13 protein-coding genes are annotated in these 16701 nt (G+C 64.0%); 4 read left to right on the top strand and 9 right to left on the bottom strand.

What is annotated here, in order from left to right:
- The first annotated feature begins 4 nt into the window (after positions 1-4).
- A complete protein-coding gene (locus SB822_RS16720) occupies positions 5-502 on the top strand; it encodes a hypothetical protein (protein WP_079499539.1) in 498 nt (165 codons plus the stop codon).
- Positions 503-635: 133 nt separating this feature from the next.
- On the opposite strand, the gene SB822_RS16715 is transcribed toward SB822_RS16720, so the two are convergent.
- On the bottom strand, positions 636-3089 hold the full coding sequence (locus tag SB822_RS16715) for an AsmA family protein (RefSeq protein ID WP_090835221.1): 2454 nt from the start codon (positions 3087-3089) through the stop codon (positions 636-638).
- Positions 3090-3210: 121 nt separating this feature from the next.
- Here SB822_RS16715 and SB822_RS16710 point away from each other — a divergent pair, with 121 nt between their 5' ends.
- Both SB822_RS16710 and SB822_RS16705 read left to right on the top strand, forming a co-directional pair.
- Positions 3211-3936: an ATP-binding cassette domain-containing protein gene (locus SB822_RS16710; RefSeq protein ID WP_090835341.1), complete on the top strand. Its 726-nt coding sequence runs from the start codon at positions 3211-3213 to the stop codon at positions 3934-3936.
- The gene (locus tag SB822_RS16705; RefSeq protein ID WP_007585855.1) at positions 3933-4736 is read left to right on the top strand and encodes an ABC transporter permease; all 804 of its coding nucleotides are present in this window, start codon (positions 3933-3935) and stop codon (positions 4734-4736) included. The genes SB822_RS16710 and SB822_RS16705 overlap by 4 nt, the downstream gene beginning before the upstream one ends.
- A 103-nt stretch (positions 4737-4839) precedes the next feature.
- Here the strand turns inward: SB822_RS16705 and SB822_RS16700 are convergent, their stop codons facing one another.
- From SB822_RS16700 to SB822_RS16690, 3 genes are all read right to left on the bottom strand, one after another.
- A complete protein-coding gene (locus SB822_RS16700) occupies positions 4840-5406 on the bottom strand; it encodes a DUF6013 family protein (protein WP_090835225.1) in 567 nt (188 codons plus the stop codon).
- Positions 5403-5741, bottom strand: a complete 339-nt coding sequence (locus SB822_RS16695; RefSeq protein ID WP_143055690.1) for a hypothetical protein — start codon at positions 5739-5741, stop codon at positions 5403-5405. The genes SB822_RS16700 and SB822_RS16695 overlap by 4 nt, the downstream gene beginning before the upstream one ends.
- Before the next feature lie 793 nt (positions 5742-6534).
- The gene (locus SB822_RS16690) at positions 6535-7551 is read right to left on the bottom strand and encodes a zinc-binding alcohol dehydrogenase family protein (protein ID WP_007585851.1); all 1017 of its coding nucleotides are present in this window, start codon (positions 7549-7551) and stop codon (positions 6535-6537) included.
- Between the two features lie 166 nt (positions 7552-7717).
- Here SB822_RS16690 and SB822_RS16685 point away from each other — a divergent pair, with 166 nt between their 5' ends.
- Entirely contained in the window at positions 7718-8674 is a 957-nt protein-coding gene (locus SB822_RS16685) for a LysR family transcriptional regulator (RefSeq protein WP_090835229.1), read from the top strand.
- Between the two features lie 79 nt (positions 8675-8753).
- Here the strand turns inward: SB822_RS16685 and SB822_RS16680 are convergent, their stop codons facing one another.
- From SB822_RS16680 to SB822_RS16660, 5 genes are all read right to left on the bottom strand, one after another.
- Positions 8754-9065: a hypothetical protein gene (locus SB822_RS16680; RefSeq protein ID WP_090835232.1), complete on the bottom strand. Its 312-nt coding sequence runs from the start codon at positions 9063-9065 to the stop codon at positions 8754-8756.
- 70 nt (positions 9066-9135) lie between these two features.
- Positions 9136-12012 (bottom strand): DNA ligase D, encoded by a 2877-nt coding sequence (ligD, locus tag SB822_RS16675; RefSeq protein WP_090835234.1) that lies wholly within the window; start codon positions 12010-12012, stop codon positions 9136-9138.
- A gap of 52 nt (positions 12013-12064) precedes the next feature.
- Positions 12065-13051 (bottom strand): Ku protein, encoded by a 987-nt coding sequence (locus SB822_RS16670; RefSeq protein ID WP_090835343.1) that lies wholly within the window; start codon positions 13049-13051, stop codon positions 12065-12067.
- Between the two features lie 201 nt (positions 13052-13252).
- Complete coding sequence (locus SB822_RS16665; protein WP_090835345.1) at positions 13253-14488, bottom strand: cytochrome P450; 1236 nt, start codon at positions 14486-14488, stop codon at positions 13253-13255.
- Between the two features lie 126 nt (positions 14489-14614).
- The gene (locus SB822_RS16660) at positions 14615-16597 is read right to left on the bottom strand and encodes a glycoside hydrolase family 28 protein (protein ID WP_090835236.1); all 1983 of its coding nucleotides are present in this window, start codon (positions 16595-16597) and stop codon (positions 14615-14617) included.
- Positions 16598-16701 lie beyond the last annotated feature (104 nt).

Genomic DNA, 16701 nt, shown 5'->3' with positions numbered 1-16701 from the left:
TCGCATGAGGACGCTGCGTTTCTTGCAATTCTTTTTCAGGCGAGTTTTTATGTCCTTCCCGAAAAAGCGCAGGCGCGCGAAGGTGGACGGCGACGAGTCGTTCCTCGCTGTGCTGCGACACTTCAAGCCCTTCGGTCAGCTCGACACCAAGATTGCGCGCGCTCGCGCGCAAGATGAGCCGGTGCTCTACGCGCATGTGCTGCCGGGACTCGATGTCCTGCTATGCAGCGTGCGCGGCGCGCATCCGCCGTATCCCGCCGTCGCCGAGCTACGCAGGCGCTGCATCGAATCCATTGCGAATGCGCTCGAGCAGCCGCTCGACGGACTGGAGAACGGCGGCTACTGGTATGAGGCCGACGGTTTCGGTTTCCTCGTGTTCGCGAGCCGCGCGAGAGGGCGCATCCTGCCAGAGTTCGGCGCGACGCGCACGGCCGCCAGCACGCGGCGCGGCGTGCGTCGCCAGGATGCGGCGGGCGACGCGACACCGCGCTCGCTGCGTTGAATCCCGCAGATTACGCGTAGCAATTCACAAAATGCACGGCCGCGAAGATTCGCGGCCGTGGTGTTTTTGCGAGTCAATCATTGCGGGTGATGCATCCGCGTCCGCGCGCTCAACTTTCCTCTCAACTTTCCTCTCAACTTCCCTTATAGTCGGCCGCGTTCGCCGGGCCCGGCAGTGTCACGCCATTGTTCGGCTTTGCAGGCTGCTTCGACGGCGCTGTTGACGGCGAGACGGCCGACGCGCCCAGCGTCCCCGGCGGCAGCGCCAGAGCCTTGGCCTTTTCGCGTTGTCCCGGCGGCGGCGCCGTCGGATGCTGCGCCTCCATTGCCGTCATCAGTTGCTGACAAGGCAAGGGCTTGTTGTTGCTCGGCGCAATCAAAGGGATCAGCGCGGCGAACGGATTGATCAGACCGAGCCCGACCATCGCGCCACCACGCACCGCGAGCGCCACCGCGTTCACGCCGACGTGCGGGTCCTTGAACGTGCCCTTCACATAGAGTGGCGAACGCAGCGAGAAGACGCGGAAGCCCTTCGTGTGCGGATGCACGCCGAGGTCCATCGACTCGTTCTTGAGGTTCACCGTGCCGTCCACGTTGATCACGGCGTCCTGCGTGTCGAGCGCGAACACGCGTGAATCGAGCACGCCGTCCGTCACGACGAAGTCGCCTGCCGCGCAATTGATCTGCACGTCGCGATTGCCGAACAGTTTTTCATAGACGACGTTCGCCACGTTCAGCCCTGCCGCTTCCATCAGCAAACGGCTCACCGCGCCATCGGTGATGAGCAGCTTCACTTCGCCGTTCGACGAAGCCGCGAGCGCCGCGGGCGAATTGCCCGTCGCAGACAGCGCGGCGTCGCCGTTGACCTCGCCGAGCGCGTTCTGCATCGTCTTCGCGGTCGGCAGCAACTGCTTGAGCTTCAGATGACGGGCTTCTGTCGAGAAACGGCCCTTGAGCGGTGACGCGCTGCCGTCGAGATGAATGGTCGACGCAAGCGACCCGCCTGCGACGCCGAACTTCAGCGGCTCGAACGACAGCACGCCGTCTGTCATCACGACGTGTGTGTAGAGATCGGTGATGGGCAGTGCCGGGTCCTTGATGATGCGGCGGCCCGTGAACTTCACGTTCGCATCGATCGCCTTCCAGCGGTCGGTCTTGAATTCTTCGGTCGGCAGCGCCTTGTCGGACGGCTGGCGCGCGGTGTCACCGCGTTTCGCCTTGCTCGCGTTGCTGTCCGCGCCGATGACCGGCGCGAGGTCCTTGAACTGCAACAGATTCGAGACAAGCGTGCCTTCGAGCAGCGGACGTGTCGCGCGTTGCGTATAGACGACCGTGCCGTTCACATCGCTGCCACCCACGCGGCCTGTAAAATTTTCATACCGGAACACGCTGCCACCCTGCTTGAAGTTGCCGATCAGGTGGCCTTCCGTCGCGTAGGGCGGCGTCTCGGGCAGCGTGATGCCCGTCAGGTCATACAGATGATCGAGGCTCGTGCCCTGCAGCCACAGGCGCAGATCGACAGCGGCGAGATGCGCGGGATCGGTGACGGTGCCGACCAGCGCGATGCGCAGATCGCCCGCCTTCACGTCGGCCTGCACGGGAAACGGCCGGGATGTGTCCTGTAACGCAAGCACGCCGCCGAGCTTGCCGCTGCCCGATATGGGCGAGCGGTTGTAGGTGCCCTTCACGGTCCAGCCAATTCCGTATTGCGGTGAGTTCGTGCTCTGCGCGACGGCTGTGCCTGTCGCGCTCGCGGGCACGCCGGACGCGGCCACTACCGTCGAAGCGCCCACGCCAGCCGTCGCCGCCGGTACGGACGCGCCCGATGCAACAGGCACGCCAGGCGCCACTGCAGACGCGCCTGACGCCTCGGAAGCGGCGGCCGCCTTCGCCTGCTCGGTCAACTGTTTCGCGCCCTGCTTGCCGACGACTTCCGCCGACGACCTGCGCGACGCCTCTTCCTGTTGCTTCATCGCTTCGCCGATTGGAATCGGCTGACCGAGCGTAACGACGACGGCCTGCATGTCGATCTTCTTCTGCTGGTCCGAAAGCGCGATATTGCCTTTGTTCAGCTGGATGTCGTGCAGATCGAGCTTCCACTCGGACGGTCCCGCCGACGATTTCAGCTTGAACGTCCAGTTGTCGCGTCCGTCGAGGAGCCGTTCGAGATCGACGGATGGATTCACGACGTTGATCGCCGGGATCACGATGTCGTGCGCGAGCAGCGGCAGCACTTTCACCTGAAAGTCGATTTCGTCGAGCGTCGCGAAGTGCTTCTGTTTGGTCCAGTCGGGATTGGCGATCGTGATGTTCTGCGCCGAGAAGCGCGGCCACGGCACCCACGAACGCCAGCCCGTCTCGCCGATGGGATGGCGCCAACCCACCTTCAGATCGCCTTCGATCGCAAACGGCCGGCCGATTGCTTCACTGACCTTGTCGTTCACATAGGGCCGCGCGCGGTTCCAGTCGAACGTCAGAATGAAAACCGCCAGCGCAACGATCAGGATCGCCAGCACCGCGAACAGCCACGCGAGGGTCTTGCCGATTGTCTTGCCGACGGATATGCCAGTCGAGTGCAGCACAGCCATGAGCGCTCCGAGAAAATACCTGCGTCATTCGTTTGCGCAGCACGTGCTGTGCCCGCGTGCGCGCTTCGTTATGATGATGCGCTGCGACACATTCCAATATGCCATGCCCCACGACATCAACATGACGGACGCGCCCCTCGTCCACGCGCAGGACCTCGTGCGGCGCGACGCGACGCGCGGCCAGACGCTGCTGCATGCCACCAGCATCGCCATCCATGCGGGTGAGCGGATTGCGATCAGCGGCCCGTCCGGGTCGGGCAAAAGCGTGTTCATGCGCGCGCTGGCGCTGCTCGATCCACTCGATAGCGGCGAGGTGCTGTGGCGCGGCAAGCGCATTGCACGGGCGACGATTCCGCGCTACCGGCGCCACGTCGCATACATTCGCCAGCGGCCCGCGTTGCTCGACGGCACCGTTGAAGACAATCTGCGTTATCCGTACACGTTGCGCGCGTATCGCGATGTGCGCTTCGACCGCGAGCAGGCTGCCGCGCTCGCGTTGCAGGCGGGACGTGCGAGCGATTTTCTCGAGCGTTTTGCGAGCGAGCTGTCGGGCGGCGAAGCGCAGATCGCCGCGTTAATCCGCGTCCTGCAACTCGCGCCGGACGTGCTGCTGCTCGACGAACCGACGGCATCGCTCGATCCCGAATCGGCGCTGGAGATCGAAGGCCTGGTGCGCGCATGGTTCGATGCCGCGCCACAGGTGCGCGCGTGGTTGTGGGTATCGCACGATCCGGCGCAAGCGGCGCGCGTGAGCAACCGTCATCTGACGATGCGCGCCGGCGTGCTCGACGACGCACGGCCCAATATTCCCGATACGTCCGCTCACACCGGGGAGACGCCGCGATGACCTTGCAGAACCTGAGCCTCTGGGACGTCGCGCTCGCGGCGCTGCTGATCGTGGTGAACGGCGCGGTATCCGTGCTGCTCAAGCTCGATCTCGAACGCAAGCTCGCGTGGGCGGCCGTGCGCACCGTCGTCCAGTTGCTCGCCATCGGCTATGTGCTTGCGTGGGTGTTCGCGTACGCCCGCTGGTACGTGGTGCTGCCGCTGATGATCGCGATGACGCTGATCGCGGGCTTCGCGGGCGCGGGACGCGGCTCGCGCACGTATGCCGGGCAGCGCGTCGACAGCATCCTGTCGATCTGGGCGAGCGCGTGGCTCGTCGCGGCCGTTGGACTGTTTGCCGTGATCCGCATTCGACCATGGTACGAGCCGCAATATGCGATTCCGATTCTCGGGATGATTCTCGGCAACACGCTGACGGGCGTGTCGCTGGGCATCGAACGGATGACGGAGGAACTGACGGCGCGCCGCGACCGCGTCGACATGGCGCTCGCGCTCGGCGCGACGCGCTGGGAAGCCGCGCAGGGACCGGCGCGCCAGGCGGTGCGCGCCGGCATGATTCCGACGCTCAACCAGATGGCCGTGGTCGGCGTCGTGAGTCTGCCGGGGATGATGACGGGCCAGGTGCTCGCCGGGCAATCGCCGCTGCAGGCCGTGCGCTATCAGATCGTGATCATGTTTCTGATCGCGGCATCGTCGGCGCTGGGGACCGTGGGCGCCGTGCTGCTGACGTATCGGCGGCTGTTTTCGCCGGAGCATCGGTTTCTGGCGTCGCGGCTTGTCGAGCGGCGCTCGAAACGCTGACGTGCGATCTCAGGCGCGCGCCGTGATCGATGCATGCACACCGCATGCAATTCAGTCGATGTGCATGGCTTGCGATACCGACTCCGATGCTCAAACGCTAGCGTCACCGTTTGGCCGACACGGCCACCTGCGAGCCGTCGCTGAGTGTTAGCGTCTTCGTGCTGCCGTTGGTCGGCATGGTGAAGCGCAGCACCTGATTGACGCTCGCGTAGTTCGGGCACTTGAGCGACTTTCCGTTGTTCGACACGGCCTTCGTGCCCTTCGGCGTTTGCGCCTGGAAGTTCATCTGCACGGTCGCGGTGCCGTCCTTGGCGACGACGGGTGCGAAGCGAATCTGCGTCTGACGGATCATTGCGCCGTTCGTGTCGAGCGGCAGCGACGACAGGCCTGGGCAGTCGGCATCGGCTGCGACGGGGCCGCCGGGCGGCACGGTTTTCCAGGTGAAGTCGTCCGATTCGCCGGAACGGATGGTGCGGGTTTCCTGCGAGTTGCCGAACTGCTTCGACGTGACCTTGACCGTATAGCGGATGGGGCCGTCCGTGGCCGCCTGCGACGTTACGGTGATGGGTGTCGCCGCGTGCGCCGGTGCCGGCAATGCGGCGAGCGCAAGCGTTGCGCATGCGATAGAAGCGACAACAGAAACGGCGGGAAGTTTGACGCTGATGCTCATACTGTCACCTCGTTGTTGTGCTGCCGCGCGGTGCCATGCAGGTGCGATCGCGCTGGCCGCGCGTGGCGGTTTTTTTGCATGTTGCACGGGAAGTCTAACGCCAAGTGGTTGGCGTGGAGTTTGGTTTGGGCTGGGATTAACCCGGGGGTTGGGGTTGGTTTTTTGCTGTGCGCGCGGTTGGGGGGATCGCTGCGCATGCCTTGTCGGTGTGGTTTAGCTTTTGCGCTGGCATTTTTCGCGTTGGCGCCTTCGCGGCGCGGGCGGTTTTTTTGCGTTTGCGGCGGCATTCGCAGGGTGGTGTTTTGCTGCGCAAGCCGTTTTGGTTCTTTTGCCATTGCGCTGGCATCCGCGATGTGATGTTTGCTGTTTAAGCGTCGCCCCTGTGCGGGGCGGCACCTACTTTTCTTTGCCGCCGCAAAGAAAAGTAGGCAAAAGAAAGCGGCTCACACCGCCAATTCTAGTGTTTGCCTGAGGGCCCCCAAAGGGTCTTACGCTTCACACGGCAATCACATGACCCATGTTCGTTGCCAACGCTCTGAATGAGCGCCTCACCCGCTTCACGCACCCGCGCTGCTCCATGCCGTGCCAGATATTTCACGGCCGCCCAGGTGGCAAACTGTGTGTAGGTTGTCGCGTCGTATAGCGTGGCGCTCTTACAGGGTGGAACGCCTGCGCTATCGGTCCGAAGTGAGGCATGTGAGGCACTACGGCCTACACACAGTTTGCCACCTGGGCGGCACATACCATTCGCTGCCGCTTGCCCAAGTACGCGTATTCGAAGCGGGTGAGGCGTTCATTCGAAGCGTTGGCAACCAGCACCAACCAGGGCACTGCCGTGTGAAGCGTGGGGACGTTGAGGGCCCGTGGATAAGAACACGGGCTGGCGGTGTGAGCCGCTTTCTTTTGCCTACTTTTCTTTGCGGCGGCAAAGAAAAGTAGGTGCCGCCCCGCACAGGGGCGACGCTTGAACGGCAGACACCATCACGCGGATGCCAGCGCAAAGGCAAATAAACCAAACAGCGTGCGCAGCAAAACACCGCCTCGCGAAGGCATAAAAAGCCAAACCGCCCGCGCCGCGCAGGCGCCATCGCCCCGCGTCGCAGACAAAAAACCAGAAAAACAAAAAAATCAAAACCCACTCAACACGAGTTTCCCAATCGCCCGCCCCTCTTCCAGCATCTGATGCGCGCGCCGCAAATTCCCAGCATTGATCTTGCCAAGATCCTCCCCAACCGTCGTCCGCAACGTCCCAGCATCAATCAACCGCGCAACCTCAGTCAGCAGCTTATGCTGCTCGATCATATCGGGCGTCCCGAACATCGACCGCGTGAACATGAACTCCCAATGAAACGCGGCGCTCTTCGCCTTCAGAAGCTCAACAGGAACAGGCCTCGCATTCTCGACAATCGTCGCAATCCCGCCCTGCGGCTTGATCACCGCAGCAGCAGCCGGAAAATGCCGATCGGTGTCGTTGAACATCAACACATAATCGACCTGCTCAAAGCCGATCTGCTTCAACTGCGCAGGCATATCGCCAAAATGATCGACGATATGATCCGCGCCCAGTTCCTTCGCCCATTTCGCCGACTCCGGCCGCGACGCCGTCGCGATCACGGTCAGCTTCGCCAGTTGCTTCGCAAGCTGAATGCCAATCGAGCCAACCCCGCCCGCGCCGCCGATAATCAGCACCGACTTGCCCGCATCCGCGCCCTGCGGCGACACGCCAAGCCGGTCGAATAACGCTTCCCACGCGGTGATCGCCGTCAGCGGCAACGCGGCCGCATGCGTGAAATCGAGCGTCGCCGGCTTGCGGCCGACAATGCGCTCATCGACGAGATGAAACTCGCTGTTCGCGCCCGGCCGCGTGATGCTGCCCGCGTAGAACACGGGATCGCCCACCTTGAACAGCGTCACGTCCGGCCCGACGGCTTCGACCGTACCCGCCGCGTCCCAGCCGAGCACGCGCGGCGTCTTCTCGACCGTCTCCTTCGGCGCGCGCACCTTGGTATCGACCGGGTTCACGGAAATCGCCTCCACCTTCACGAGAATGTCGTGGCCGGCCGGCTGCGGCTTGTCGAGTTCGATGTCGATAAGCGACTCGGGATTGTCGATGGGGAGATAACGGGTCAGGCCAATCGCTTTCATGACAGCTCCTTGATTCGTGTGACGTTTTTCCAGAGATTTCGAAGACAACGGCGGGCAACTCTTCCGAAGCACCGCGCCAATCGCGTTGACTGAACTGTAGGAAATTCTTTACGCTGCGAAAACCAACGTAATGACTGAAACATTTTCTGGAATTTCCGAATAATCAATGGACACGATTCCCCAGGCGTCAACCGATGAACGCGACCGCCTCGATCTGCTCGACGTCGCGCTGTTCGTGCGCGCCGCGTTGCTGGCCAACGTGTCCGCGGCGGGACGCGAGTTCGGGCTGTCGCCCGCCGTCGCGAGCGCGCGCATCGCCAGTCTCGAACGGCTGCTAGGCGCGCGACTGCTGCACCGGACCACGCGCCGCGTCAGCCTCACACAGGAAGGCGAAGTCTTCATGACGCGCGCCGAGACGCTGCTCGACGCGGCCGCCGCCGCGCGCGCGTCAGTTGGACGCGGCCAGGCCGAGCCGCAGGGACGGCTGCGCGTGTCGATGCCGTCGTCGTTCGGACGGCAGCATGTGTCGCCTGTGATTACGCAGTTTCTACGCCGCTACCCGGGCGTGAGCGTCGATCTGCGGCTCACCGACAAAATCGTCGATCTCATCGATGCCGGCGTCGACGTCGGCATCCGGCTGGGCGCACTGAAGGATTCGACGCTCGTCGCGCGGCGGCTCGCAGCGAACCGGCGCGTGATCTGCTGCGCGCCGTCGTATCTGGCCAGGCACGGCACGCCGCATCATCCGTCCGATCTCGCGCAGCACGAATGCGTGATCCTCTCCGATCAGCGCGACTGGTCGTTCGTCACGCCAGCGGGACCGTTGACCGTGCGCGTCGGCGGGCGGCTGGCAACGGATAACGGCGAAGTGATCCGAGATGCCTTGCTGGCGGGATTCGGCATCGCGTTGAAATCGACGTGGGATGTCGCGCCGTATCTGCGCAGCGGCGAACTGGTGACGGTGCTCGAAGCGTATCCACTCGGCGAAACGGTCGCGATCTGGGCTGTCTATCCGTCGCGCGCGTTCGTGCCGCCGAAAACGGTCGCGTTCATCGACTTCCTCGCCGCGCATTTCGGCGATCCGCCCTACTGGGACATCGAGCGGGACCGCGAGGTGAGCTAAGGCGCGCTAGCGTGATCTTGTTGGCGTGCTTGTTGCCGCCTTTGTTGCCGCGCTCGCTGCGCGCGTATCGGTTTGCAGGTCAGCGGCGCTTGCCCGGTTCGGCGGAATTCTCGTTGGCCTGCGCGTCGTTTTGTGTGCGCTCCTGATAGTCGTCGCCGCCGCGGCGGTCGGTATCTTCGAGCCCGCGTTCGAGATCGCGATGCGCCTGCTCGCCGACGCCGCGCGGCTCGTCCTCCTGCTGCGAATCCGTGCTCTGATCCGCTTCATGCGGCAACGGCGCAGCCTGCTCGTTGAACGGACGCTTCGGCACGTTGGACTGGTCGTTGCCTTCGGGGCGCGCGCTCTGCGCTTCGTGCTCGTCGCCCGTCGCATGTTGTTGCGATGTCTTCATGATCCTCTCCCTGATGTACTCACGATGACGCTGATGCGTCTCGTGCGTTGCCGCTCCGTGGAAGCAGCGGTCAATCGTGTTCCGCCATATCCAGCCTGCGCCGCATGGCGGCCGTGATGCGCTGCTTCGTCTTTGCGTAGTCGGCCCACGGGTCGCTTTTCAGCGCGTCGAGCCGCTCGTGCAGATTCGCGATGTTCCATTGATCGCCCGCCGTCGTGCCGGGCACTTCGTCCCATGCGAGCGGCACCGATACGCCCAGCCCCGGTCGCGCGCGCAGCGAAAATGCGCAGACGGTGCTCGACCCACGGTTGTTGCGCAGATAGTCGACAAAGATCTTGCCCTTGCGATTCTGCGCGCCCATCTTCGCGGCGAAGTGCTTCGGCAGCGCCGTCGCCATGTGCTGCGCGACGGCTTGCGTGAACGCCTTCACCTCGTCCCAGCCGAGCTGCTTCGCGATCGGCACGACGACGTGCAATCCCTTGCCGCCGCTCGTCTTGCAAAACGACGCGAGGCCGAGTTCTTCAAGCAGTTCGCGCGTGAGCTGCGCCGCTTCGATCATCCGCTTCCAGCCGAGCGCCGGGTCCGGGTCGAGATCGAATACCATGCGGTCGGGTTTCTCGATGTTCGCGGCCACCGCGTTCCATGTATGCAGTTCGATCGTGCCCATCTGTGCGGCGCCGACCAGCGCAGCTTCGCTTTCGATGGTCAGCAGCGGTGGATGGTCCGGGTCCAGCCCCGGATGCTGCGTGATGTTCGGAATCGCGAGCTTCTGGCTGTGCTTCTGGAAGAACAGTTCGCCGCCGATATCCTCCGGCGCGCGCACGAGTGCGACCGGCCGGTCCTTCAGAAACGGCAGCATCCATGACGCGACCGACGCGTAGTATTCGGCGAGCTCGATCTTGCGCGCGCCGGTGCTCTTGTCGATCACGCGGTCCGGGTGCGAAATTCGCACGCCGGAAATCGTCGCGGTGGCGGCCTTGCTGGTCGATTGCGTCGCCGCCTTGCCTCGCGTTTCCACGCCGCTCTTCTTCGCACGCTTTGTCGCGGGCGTTGGCTCGACATCCGAGGTCTTCGACGCGCGCTTTTTCGCCGTCGATGTCTTCGCCTGTCCGGCGTTCATCTCTTCCGTCATCTGTTGCACGTCGGCTCCTTTGCTCGGCGCTTCGTGGACGATCTGCTTCGCGGGCTTGTCGCTGCGCAAGCTGACGAACGACGCCTGCCGCACGACGCCGTCACTCGTCCATTCCGCGAAGTTGCATTCGGCGACGAGTTCCGGCTTCACCCAATGCACGGGCGTGCGGCTTCGTTCGCGCGGCTCGCTGGCGAACGGCATCTTCTGCGTTTCGCGCGCGTCGAGTTCCTTCTTGATCGAACGCAGTTTGGCCGCGTCGAAACCCGTGCCGACGCGCCCCGCGTATTGCAGCTTGCCCTTCGTGTCGTAGACACCGAGCAGCAGCGCGCCGAATGCCTCGCGGCTGCCCGCCGGTTCCGAATAGCCGCCGATCACGAATTCCTGGCGGCGCCGACACTTGAGCTTGATCCAGGCGGGCGAGCGACCCGACACGTAATAGCTGTCGCGCCTCTTGCCGATGATGCCTTCGAGCTGCATGTCGCATGCGCTCTTCAGCAACTGGCCGGCGTCGAAGCCGAAGCCCTCGGAAAAGCGCAGCGTGTCGTCGTCAACGGTTTCGAGCAGCGCGTGCAGGATCGCGCGACGCTGTTCGAGCGGCACGCCGCGCAGGTCGTAGCCGTTCAGATACGGCAGGTCGAACAGGTACAACGTGATGTCCTGCGGCCTGTGCGCATCGAATGCGTTTTGCAGCGCCTGGAAGCTCGGCACGCCGTTGCTGTCGAGCACGACCGCCTCGCCGTCGAGCCACGCATCGTCCAGTCCGATGCGCGCGATCGCCTTGACCTGCTTGCTGAACTTCGCGGTCCAGTCGTTGCCTGCGCGCGTGAAAATCTGCACGGAATCTTTCGAAGCGTGATCGATGCGCGCCAGCACGCGGTAGCCGTCGAATTTGATCTCGTAGACCCAATCGTCGCCGGCGGGCGCGCTGTCGACGAGCGTCGCCAGTTGCGGCTTGAGCGCGGCGGGAAGCTTTGCCTTGACTGCCCCTTCTATCGACGGATGACCGGCCAGTTCGCGCAACGATTCCGCATTACGCGTCGCGACGATGTCGGGGCGGTCGGCGGGCGTGCCTTTGGATCTGCGTGATGCGGCGGCTTTCGTCGCCTTGATCGATGCGTTGGCGCGTTCCTCTTTGCTCTTAGATTTGCCTGCGGCGGCTTTGCCGGAGCCGCTTGTGCCGTTCATGCCGCCGCGCGCGCCCGGCGCATCCGACAGCACGCTGCCCTGCCGCTCTTCGAGCACGTCGAAATCGGCTTCGCTGCGCGCGTCGTCGTCGCGTTCCTTGATGAGCAGCCACTGTTCCTTGTCGCCGCTGCCGCGCATGTGGCTGCGCACCAGCGTCCAGCCGCCGTGCAGCTTCTCGCCGTTCAGGTGGAACTTGAGCTTGCCCGCCTTGTACGCGTCGCGCGCGCCCGCTTCGCCGCCTGTCGGTTCCCACGTGCCGCGATCCCAGACGATCACCGATCCCGCGCCGTAGTTGCCTTCAGGAATCGAGCCTTCGAACGAACCGTATTCGAGCGGGTGATCTTCGACATGCACGGCAAGTCGCTTGACGGACGGATCGAGGCTCGGTCCTTTCGGCACGGCCCAGGATTTGAGCGTGCCGTCGAGTTCGAGACGGAAGTCGTAATGCAGGCGTCGGGCGTCGTGTTCCTGGATCACGAACGACAAGCTGTGCTGCTTCGCGGTCTTTCTTGCGGCTGTGTTTGCACCCTTTGCGCCCGTTGCACGCTTCGCCCGCGCAGCGGTCCCCGACGGCTCCGGCGTTGCATCGAAGCGGCGCTTGCGCTGATAGGTATCGAGCTTGTCGGCCATGATCGGTGTGCGCTTTGCGTTGCGTGGGCTTCGTCAGCGGCGCGATCCGTGATCAGGCTGCGCGGCGCTTGCGCGCAGCCGTGCTCGTGGTTTTGCGCGCGGTTGTGCCCGCACTTGCCTTCGCGGTTGCCCCCGTCGCGCGGCGTGCTGCTTTCTTCGAAGGCGCGCGTCGCTTTGCGGGTGCCTCTTCCTCGTCGTCCGTGTCATCGCCCGCCGCGGCGCGCGTGGCGGCCTTGCCCTTGCCGCCGCGTCCGAGGCTGCGCTTCAGCAGATCGGACAAGTCGAGAATATCCGCCGACCGACGCGCTTCGCGCGGCGTCTCGATATCCATCACTTCTTCCGTCTTGCCGGCCTGCACCTTCTTGTCGACCAACGCGAGGATGTCGTCGCGGAACGTGTCCTTGTATTCGGACGGGTCCCATGTGTCGGTCATGTCGGCGATCAGCTTCTTCGCCATGTCCAGCTCCCGAGACGTCACGCCGGATTTCTTCGCGCTTTCGTCGGGCACCTTGAACTCGTCGAATGGACGCACTTCCGAGGCCCAGCGCAGCGTGTTGAGCGCGAGCATCGGCCCGACAGGAATCAGCGCGGCCAGATGCTGCTTGTTGTGCATCACGACATTCGCGACGCCGATCTTGCCCGTCGCCTTCATCGCATCGCGCAACAACGCGTACACCTTCTCGCCCTTGCGATCGGGTGTGAGGTAGTACGGCGTGTCGAGATAGAGAAACGGGATATCGGGTGCGTCAACGAACGCGAGGATATCGACGGTCTGCGTCGACTCGGGATTCGCCGCGCGAATTTCCTCGTCGGTCAGCACGACGTATCGGTCTTTCTCGTACTCGAAGCCGCGCACGATGTTGTCGCGCGTCACTTCCCTGCCCGTGCGCTTGTTGATCTGCCGATAGCCGATGGGATCGATCGTGCGCTTGTCGAGCAGATTGAAGCCGACTTTTTCGGACTTGGTCGCCGGATACAGTTGCACCGGCACATGGACGAGACCGAAGCTGATCGCGCCTTTCCAGATCATATGAGCCATCGCGCGCTCCCGGAAGTTGAACTCCATGCGAAGCAGCAAGCGTGCCCAGCGCCGATGCGGGCCGCTATGCGCACCGTGCTATGCCCGCGAGGGACGGTCGCAGCAGCGCGACGCGATCCCGCTGTAAGTCTTGCCTCAGAGGCGGAAAAAGCTACGGATGCCGGAATACCGCTTCGAGTCGGCGGTATCGGCCCGCAGATTTCACTCGACCGCGCACGGCACGGCCGCATAGCCACGAAAGCGCACGCGCCCGCCGCGCGTCGGCTCGCCGCTGATTCGATATGAAGGAAAGCGCCGCACGAAGCGTCCAATGGCGATGCGCGCTTCGAGGCGCGCAAGCGACAGTCCCGCGCATTGGTGAATGCCGAAGCCGAACGCGAGATGCCGGTTCGGCGCGCGGCGGATGTCGAAGCGGTCCGGCTGCGCAAACTGCTCAGGATCGCGGTTCGCCGCGCCGATGCACAGCGTGACGGGCGTGCCCGCCGCAACCGGCACGCCGCCGATTTCCGTATCGACCATCGTCATCCGGTTGCCGAGCTGGTTCGAACTCTCGAAGCGCAAGCATTCCTCGACGGCGCTTTCGATCAGCGACGGCTCGCGCAGCAACGCATCGCGTTCGTCCGTCCAGACGCTCAGCGTGACGAGGCCGTTGCCGATCAGATTGGTCGTCGTTTCGTGGCCGGCGTTCAGGATGAAGATGCAGTTTTGCAGCAGTTCGACTTCGGACAACTGCTCGCCGTTTGCTTCGCCCTCGATCAGACGCGTGAGCACGTCGTGCTGCGGGTCGCCGGGCGCGGCACGGCGTCGCGCGACGAGACCCTTTAGATACGCCACGAACTCCGTCACCGCGCGGTTGCCCCGCTCATGTTGCTCCGTCGTCAGCGATGGTTCGAGCGCGCCGAGAATTGCAAGCGACCAGTCGCGCAGCGGCTCGCGTTCGTCGTGCGGCACGTCGAGCAGATTGCCGATCACTTCGACGGGAATCGCTGCCGCGAAGTCGCCGATCAGATCGATCTCGCCGCGCTCGGCCGCACGGTCGAGCAAGCCGTCGACGAGACGCACCAATCCGTCCTCCATCGCGGCAATCGCGCGCGCTGTCAACGCGCCTGCGATCAGCTTGCGCACGCGTGTATGCAGCGGCGGATCGTTGAAGACGAGGCTCGTCGTGTGATGCTCGAAGAGCGGCGTCGCGCCGTACTTCGGCGCGAACTCGACTTTCTTGTCGGAGCTGAACGCCTTCGGATCGCGATAGACGGCCTGCACGTCGCGATAGCGCGTGAGGAAGAGCGAGCCGTCCGGCATGCGCTTGACGGGCTCGTGCGTGCGCAGCGCGTGATAGACGGGATACGGGTCCGCATGAAACGACGCGTCGAGGTGTCGTAAATCGAACTGACGGGCGATGTCAGCATCGTTCGACGTCGCGTTGGACGGGTGCATGGGCGTCTCCTTTTTGATCTTCGCCGCGAGCGCGGCTGAACGTTTCGAGTTGCCAGTATGAACCATGCCGACGCCGTATTGCTTGCAGGGCGTGACGCCGATGCGCGTCACGCCCGCCTCGTTACGTCACGACTTCGCTGGGAACGGCACGAACGCCTTGCTGCAATCGACAGGCGACACCTGCGCGCCCGCCGCGCGCGTCAATGTCACGCCGCTGCCCGCCTGCAACGGCAACGTCGTGCCGCCTTCGCCGATCGAGAACTGTGCGTCCGCAACGGTCATGCTTAGCGGCGTGTCATCCGCGACGACGTTGTTCAGCGAGATCAGCAACGGATTGACCACAGGCGGACTCGGGAATCCAACCGTTCCCGCCGACCAGCCCGAGCCGAGCAGAACCGGACTTGCCGAATTGAAGCCCTGGAACGTGTAGTTCGATGCGTTCACAACGCGTATGCCGTCGAGCACGATAGCTTGCAGGTTCGGATACAACCCGAGGCTTTTCGTGGGACTGTAGTACGGCGAGAAGATCAGCGCCTGCGGGTTCGACGTCTGGTTGCCCGTGCGAATGCAAACATTCGAATAGCGGATGTTCGACACGAGGCCGCCGCGGCTCCAGTCGGACTTGATGCGCAAGCCGTTGTCCGCGCCGTCGATAGTCAGGTCATAGACGTTCACGTTGCTCACGCTCGGGTACACGCCGCCCACGGGCGTCACGTCCGCATTGGCCACGCCGTTGTCCGACCCCGCCGACTCGCTGCCGATCGACATCCCATGCCCTTCGTAAAAGTGGCTGTGCGCGACAGTGATGTTGTACGTGCGGCCGTTGACGGCCGCGGTGCCGCCCTTGATCGCCATGTTGTCGTCGCCTGTGCGGATCGACGTGTACGCGATGAGTATGTTGCTCGCGTCGCCCGTGAACTTGCCGGGGTTGCCCGGATTGCTCGTGATCGGGCCCGAACTCGCGGGGTCGATGCCGTCGGTGTTCTTTGCATTGACGGTGCTGTACGGCACGCCTTTGTAGTTGGTCATTGCCTCGTAGGCGGCCGTCGGCGTGTAAATCTTGACGCCCCACGAAGTGAAGCCCTGCACGCCGCTCGGCACGACGTGAAACTTCGGCGCGTTCTGCAGCGTCACGCGATACAGCGTGAAGTTGCTGCCGTTGTTGATCTGGATGAGACGCGGGTTGTTCTGCGACTTGTTCTGCACGACGTTCGCCTCATAGCCGATGTCCCACCAGCTCATCGCGGAGCCATCGGCGCGCTTGAGCAGATTGGGATCGTCGCGCACGCTGCTGACGAGCTGGCTGCCGCCGCGCCCGTCGATCGTGCCGTCGCCGACGACCGCGCTGTTGCTCGTCTTGGCGGCCGTAACCAGCGCGTTGCAGCCATTGTCGCTGGCAGTGATCAGGCCGCAGCTCGCCGTGCCTTGGGTCTTGTCGAACTGGCGCGGATCGCGCGATGCGAACAAGGTCACGCGCCTGTCGATCCACAATGTGACGCCGCTCGGCAGATTCAGCGGGCCGGACAGGAACGCGTTTGCCCCGTTCGCGCCGGACGTCAGACGCACGACCTTGTTCGTCGAAAGGCCTGTGCTCGCGGCGTTCGTGCATGCCGTCAGCGCGGCCTGGATGCGCGTGGTGTCCGGGGCTGTGTTGGCAGCGTCGGCGCTATCGGGGAGCAGGCCCTTCGTTTGGGCTGTCAGTGTGGCGGGCAGCGTCTGACAGATTTGCGCGGACGTCGGCAATGTCGGTTCGGGTGGCAGTGCGGCATCGAATGTAGACGTGCCGACCTGGAAGCCCGGCGCGGGCGTGCCGCTTGCGTCGCTGGCGGGGACGGCGTCGCTGGCTGGCGTGGCGTCGGAGGCAGCAGTGGCGTCGGAGGCCGGCTGATTGGGTGTCGTAGCGCTGGCGTCGCTTGCGCTGGAAGCAGCAGTGGGCGCAAGGGCGCCGTTGTTGTCCACGTTGCCGCCCGATACGTCCGACGCGGCCGGCCCCGACCCGCCGCCGCAGGCCGTGAGAATCAGCGCCGTCGAAAGCAACGCAAGCCACGCCGAGACTGCCCGCGCGGGTCGTGTCGGCGTCGATGCAAGATGTTCGATGCGAGTGTTCATGTTCGCTCTGTTTTCCCTGGAATTTTCTAAGTCGTGCATCGCGTCAGCAGACTTCCGACAGACGCATCACGTTCGCCCGTCATCTGACAAGCCATGCCATTTGC

Source organism: Paraburkholderia sp. SIMBA_054 (genome assembly GCF_046534875.1).
In the GTDB taxonomy this organism is placed as follows: domain Bacteria; phylum Pseudomonadota; class Gammaproteobacteria; order Burkholderiales; family Burkholderiaceae; genus Paraburkholderia; species Paraburkholderia hospita.
This window is presented reverse-complemented; position numbering and strand designations above follow the sequence as displayed.

Bases quoted from the DNA above. Each gene is read 5' to 3' on its own strand.
- ligD (WP_090835234.1), bottom strand. From the start codon at position 12,012: ATGGCCGACAAGCTCGATACCTATCAGCGCAAGCGCCGCTTCGATGCA.
- SB822_RS16715 (WP_090835221.1), bottom strand. From the start codon at position 3,089: ATGGCTGTGCTGCACTCGACTGGCATATCCGTCGGCAAGACAATCGGC.
- SB822_RS16710 (WP_090835341.1), top strand. From the start codon at position 3,211: ATGACGGACGCGCCCCTCGTCCACGCGCAGGACCTCGTGCGGCGCGAC.
- SB822_RS16670 (WP_090835343.1), bottom strand. From the start codon at position 13,051: ATGGCTCATATGATCTGGAAAGGCGCGATCAGCTTCGGTCTCGTCCAT.
- SB822_RS16705 (WP_007585855.1), top strand. From the start codon at position 3,933: ATGACCTTGCAGAACCTGAGCCTCTGGGACGTCGCGCTCGCGGCGCTG.
- SB822_RS16665 (WP_090835345.1), bottom strand. From the start codon at position 14,488: ATGCACCCGTCCAACGCGACGTCGAACGATGCTGACATCGCCCGTCAG.
- SB822_RS16680 (WP_090835232.1), bottom strand. From the start codon at position 9,065: ATGAAGACATCGCAACAACATGCGACGGGCGACGAGCACGAAGCGCAG.
- SB822_RS16660 (WP_090835236.1), bottom strand. From the start codon at position 16,597: ATGAACACTCGCATCGAACATCTTGCATCGACGCCGACACGACCCGCG.
- SB822_RS16720 (WP_079499539.1), top strand. From the start codon at position 5: ATGAGGACGCTGCGTTTCTTGCAATTCTTTTTCAGGCGAGTTTTTATG.
- SB822_RS16700 (WP_090835225.1), bottom strand. From the start codon at position 5,406: ATGAGCATCAGCGTCAAACTTCCCGCCGTTTCTGTTGTCGCTTCTATC.
- SB822_RS16685 (WP_090835229.1), top strand. From the start codon at position 7,718: ATGGACACGATTCCCCAGGCGTCAACCGATGAACGCGACCGCCTCGAT.
- SB822_RS16690 (WP_007585851.1), bottom strand. From the start codon at position 7,551: ATGAAAGCGATTGGCCTGACCCGTTATCTCCCCATCGACAATCCCGAG.
- SB822_RS16695 (WP_143055690.1), bottom strand. From the start codon at position 5,741: ATGGCAAAAGAACCAAAACGGCTTGCGCAGCAAAACACCACCCTGCGA.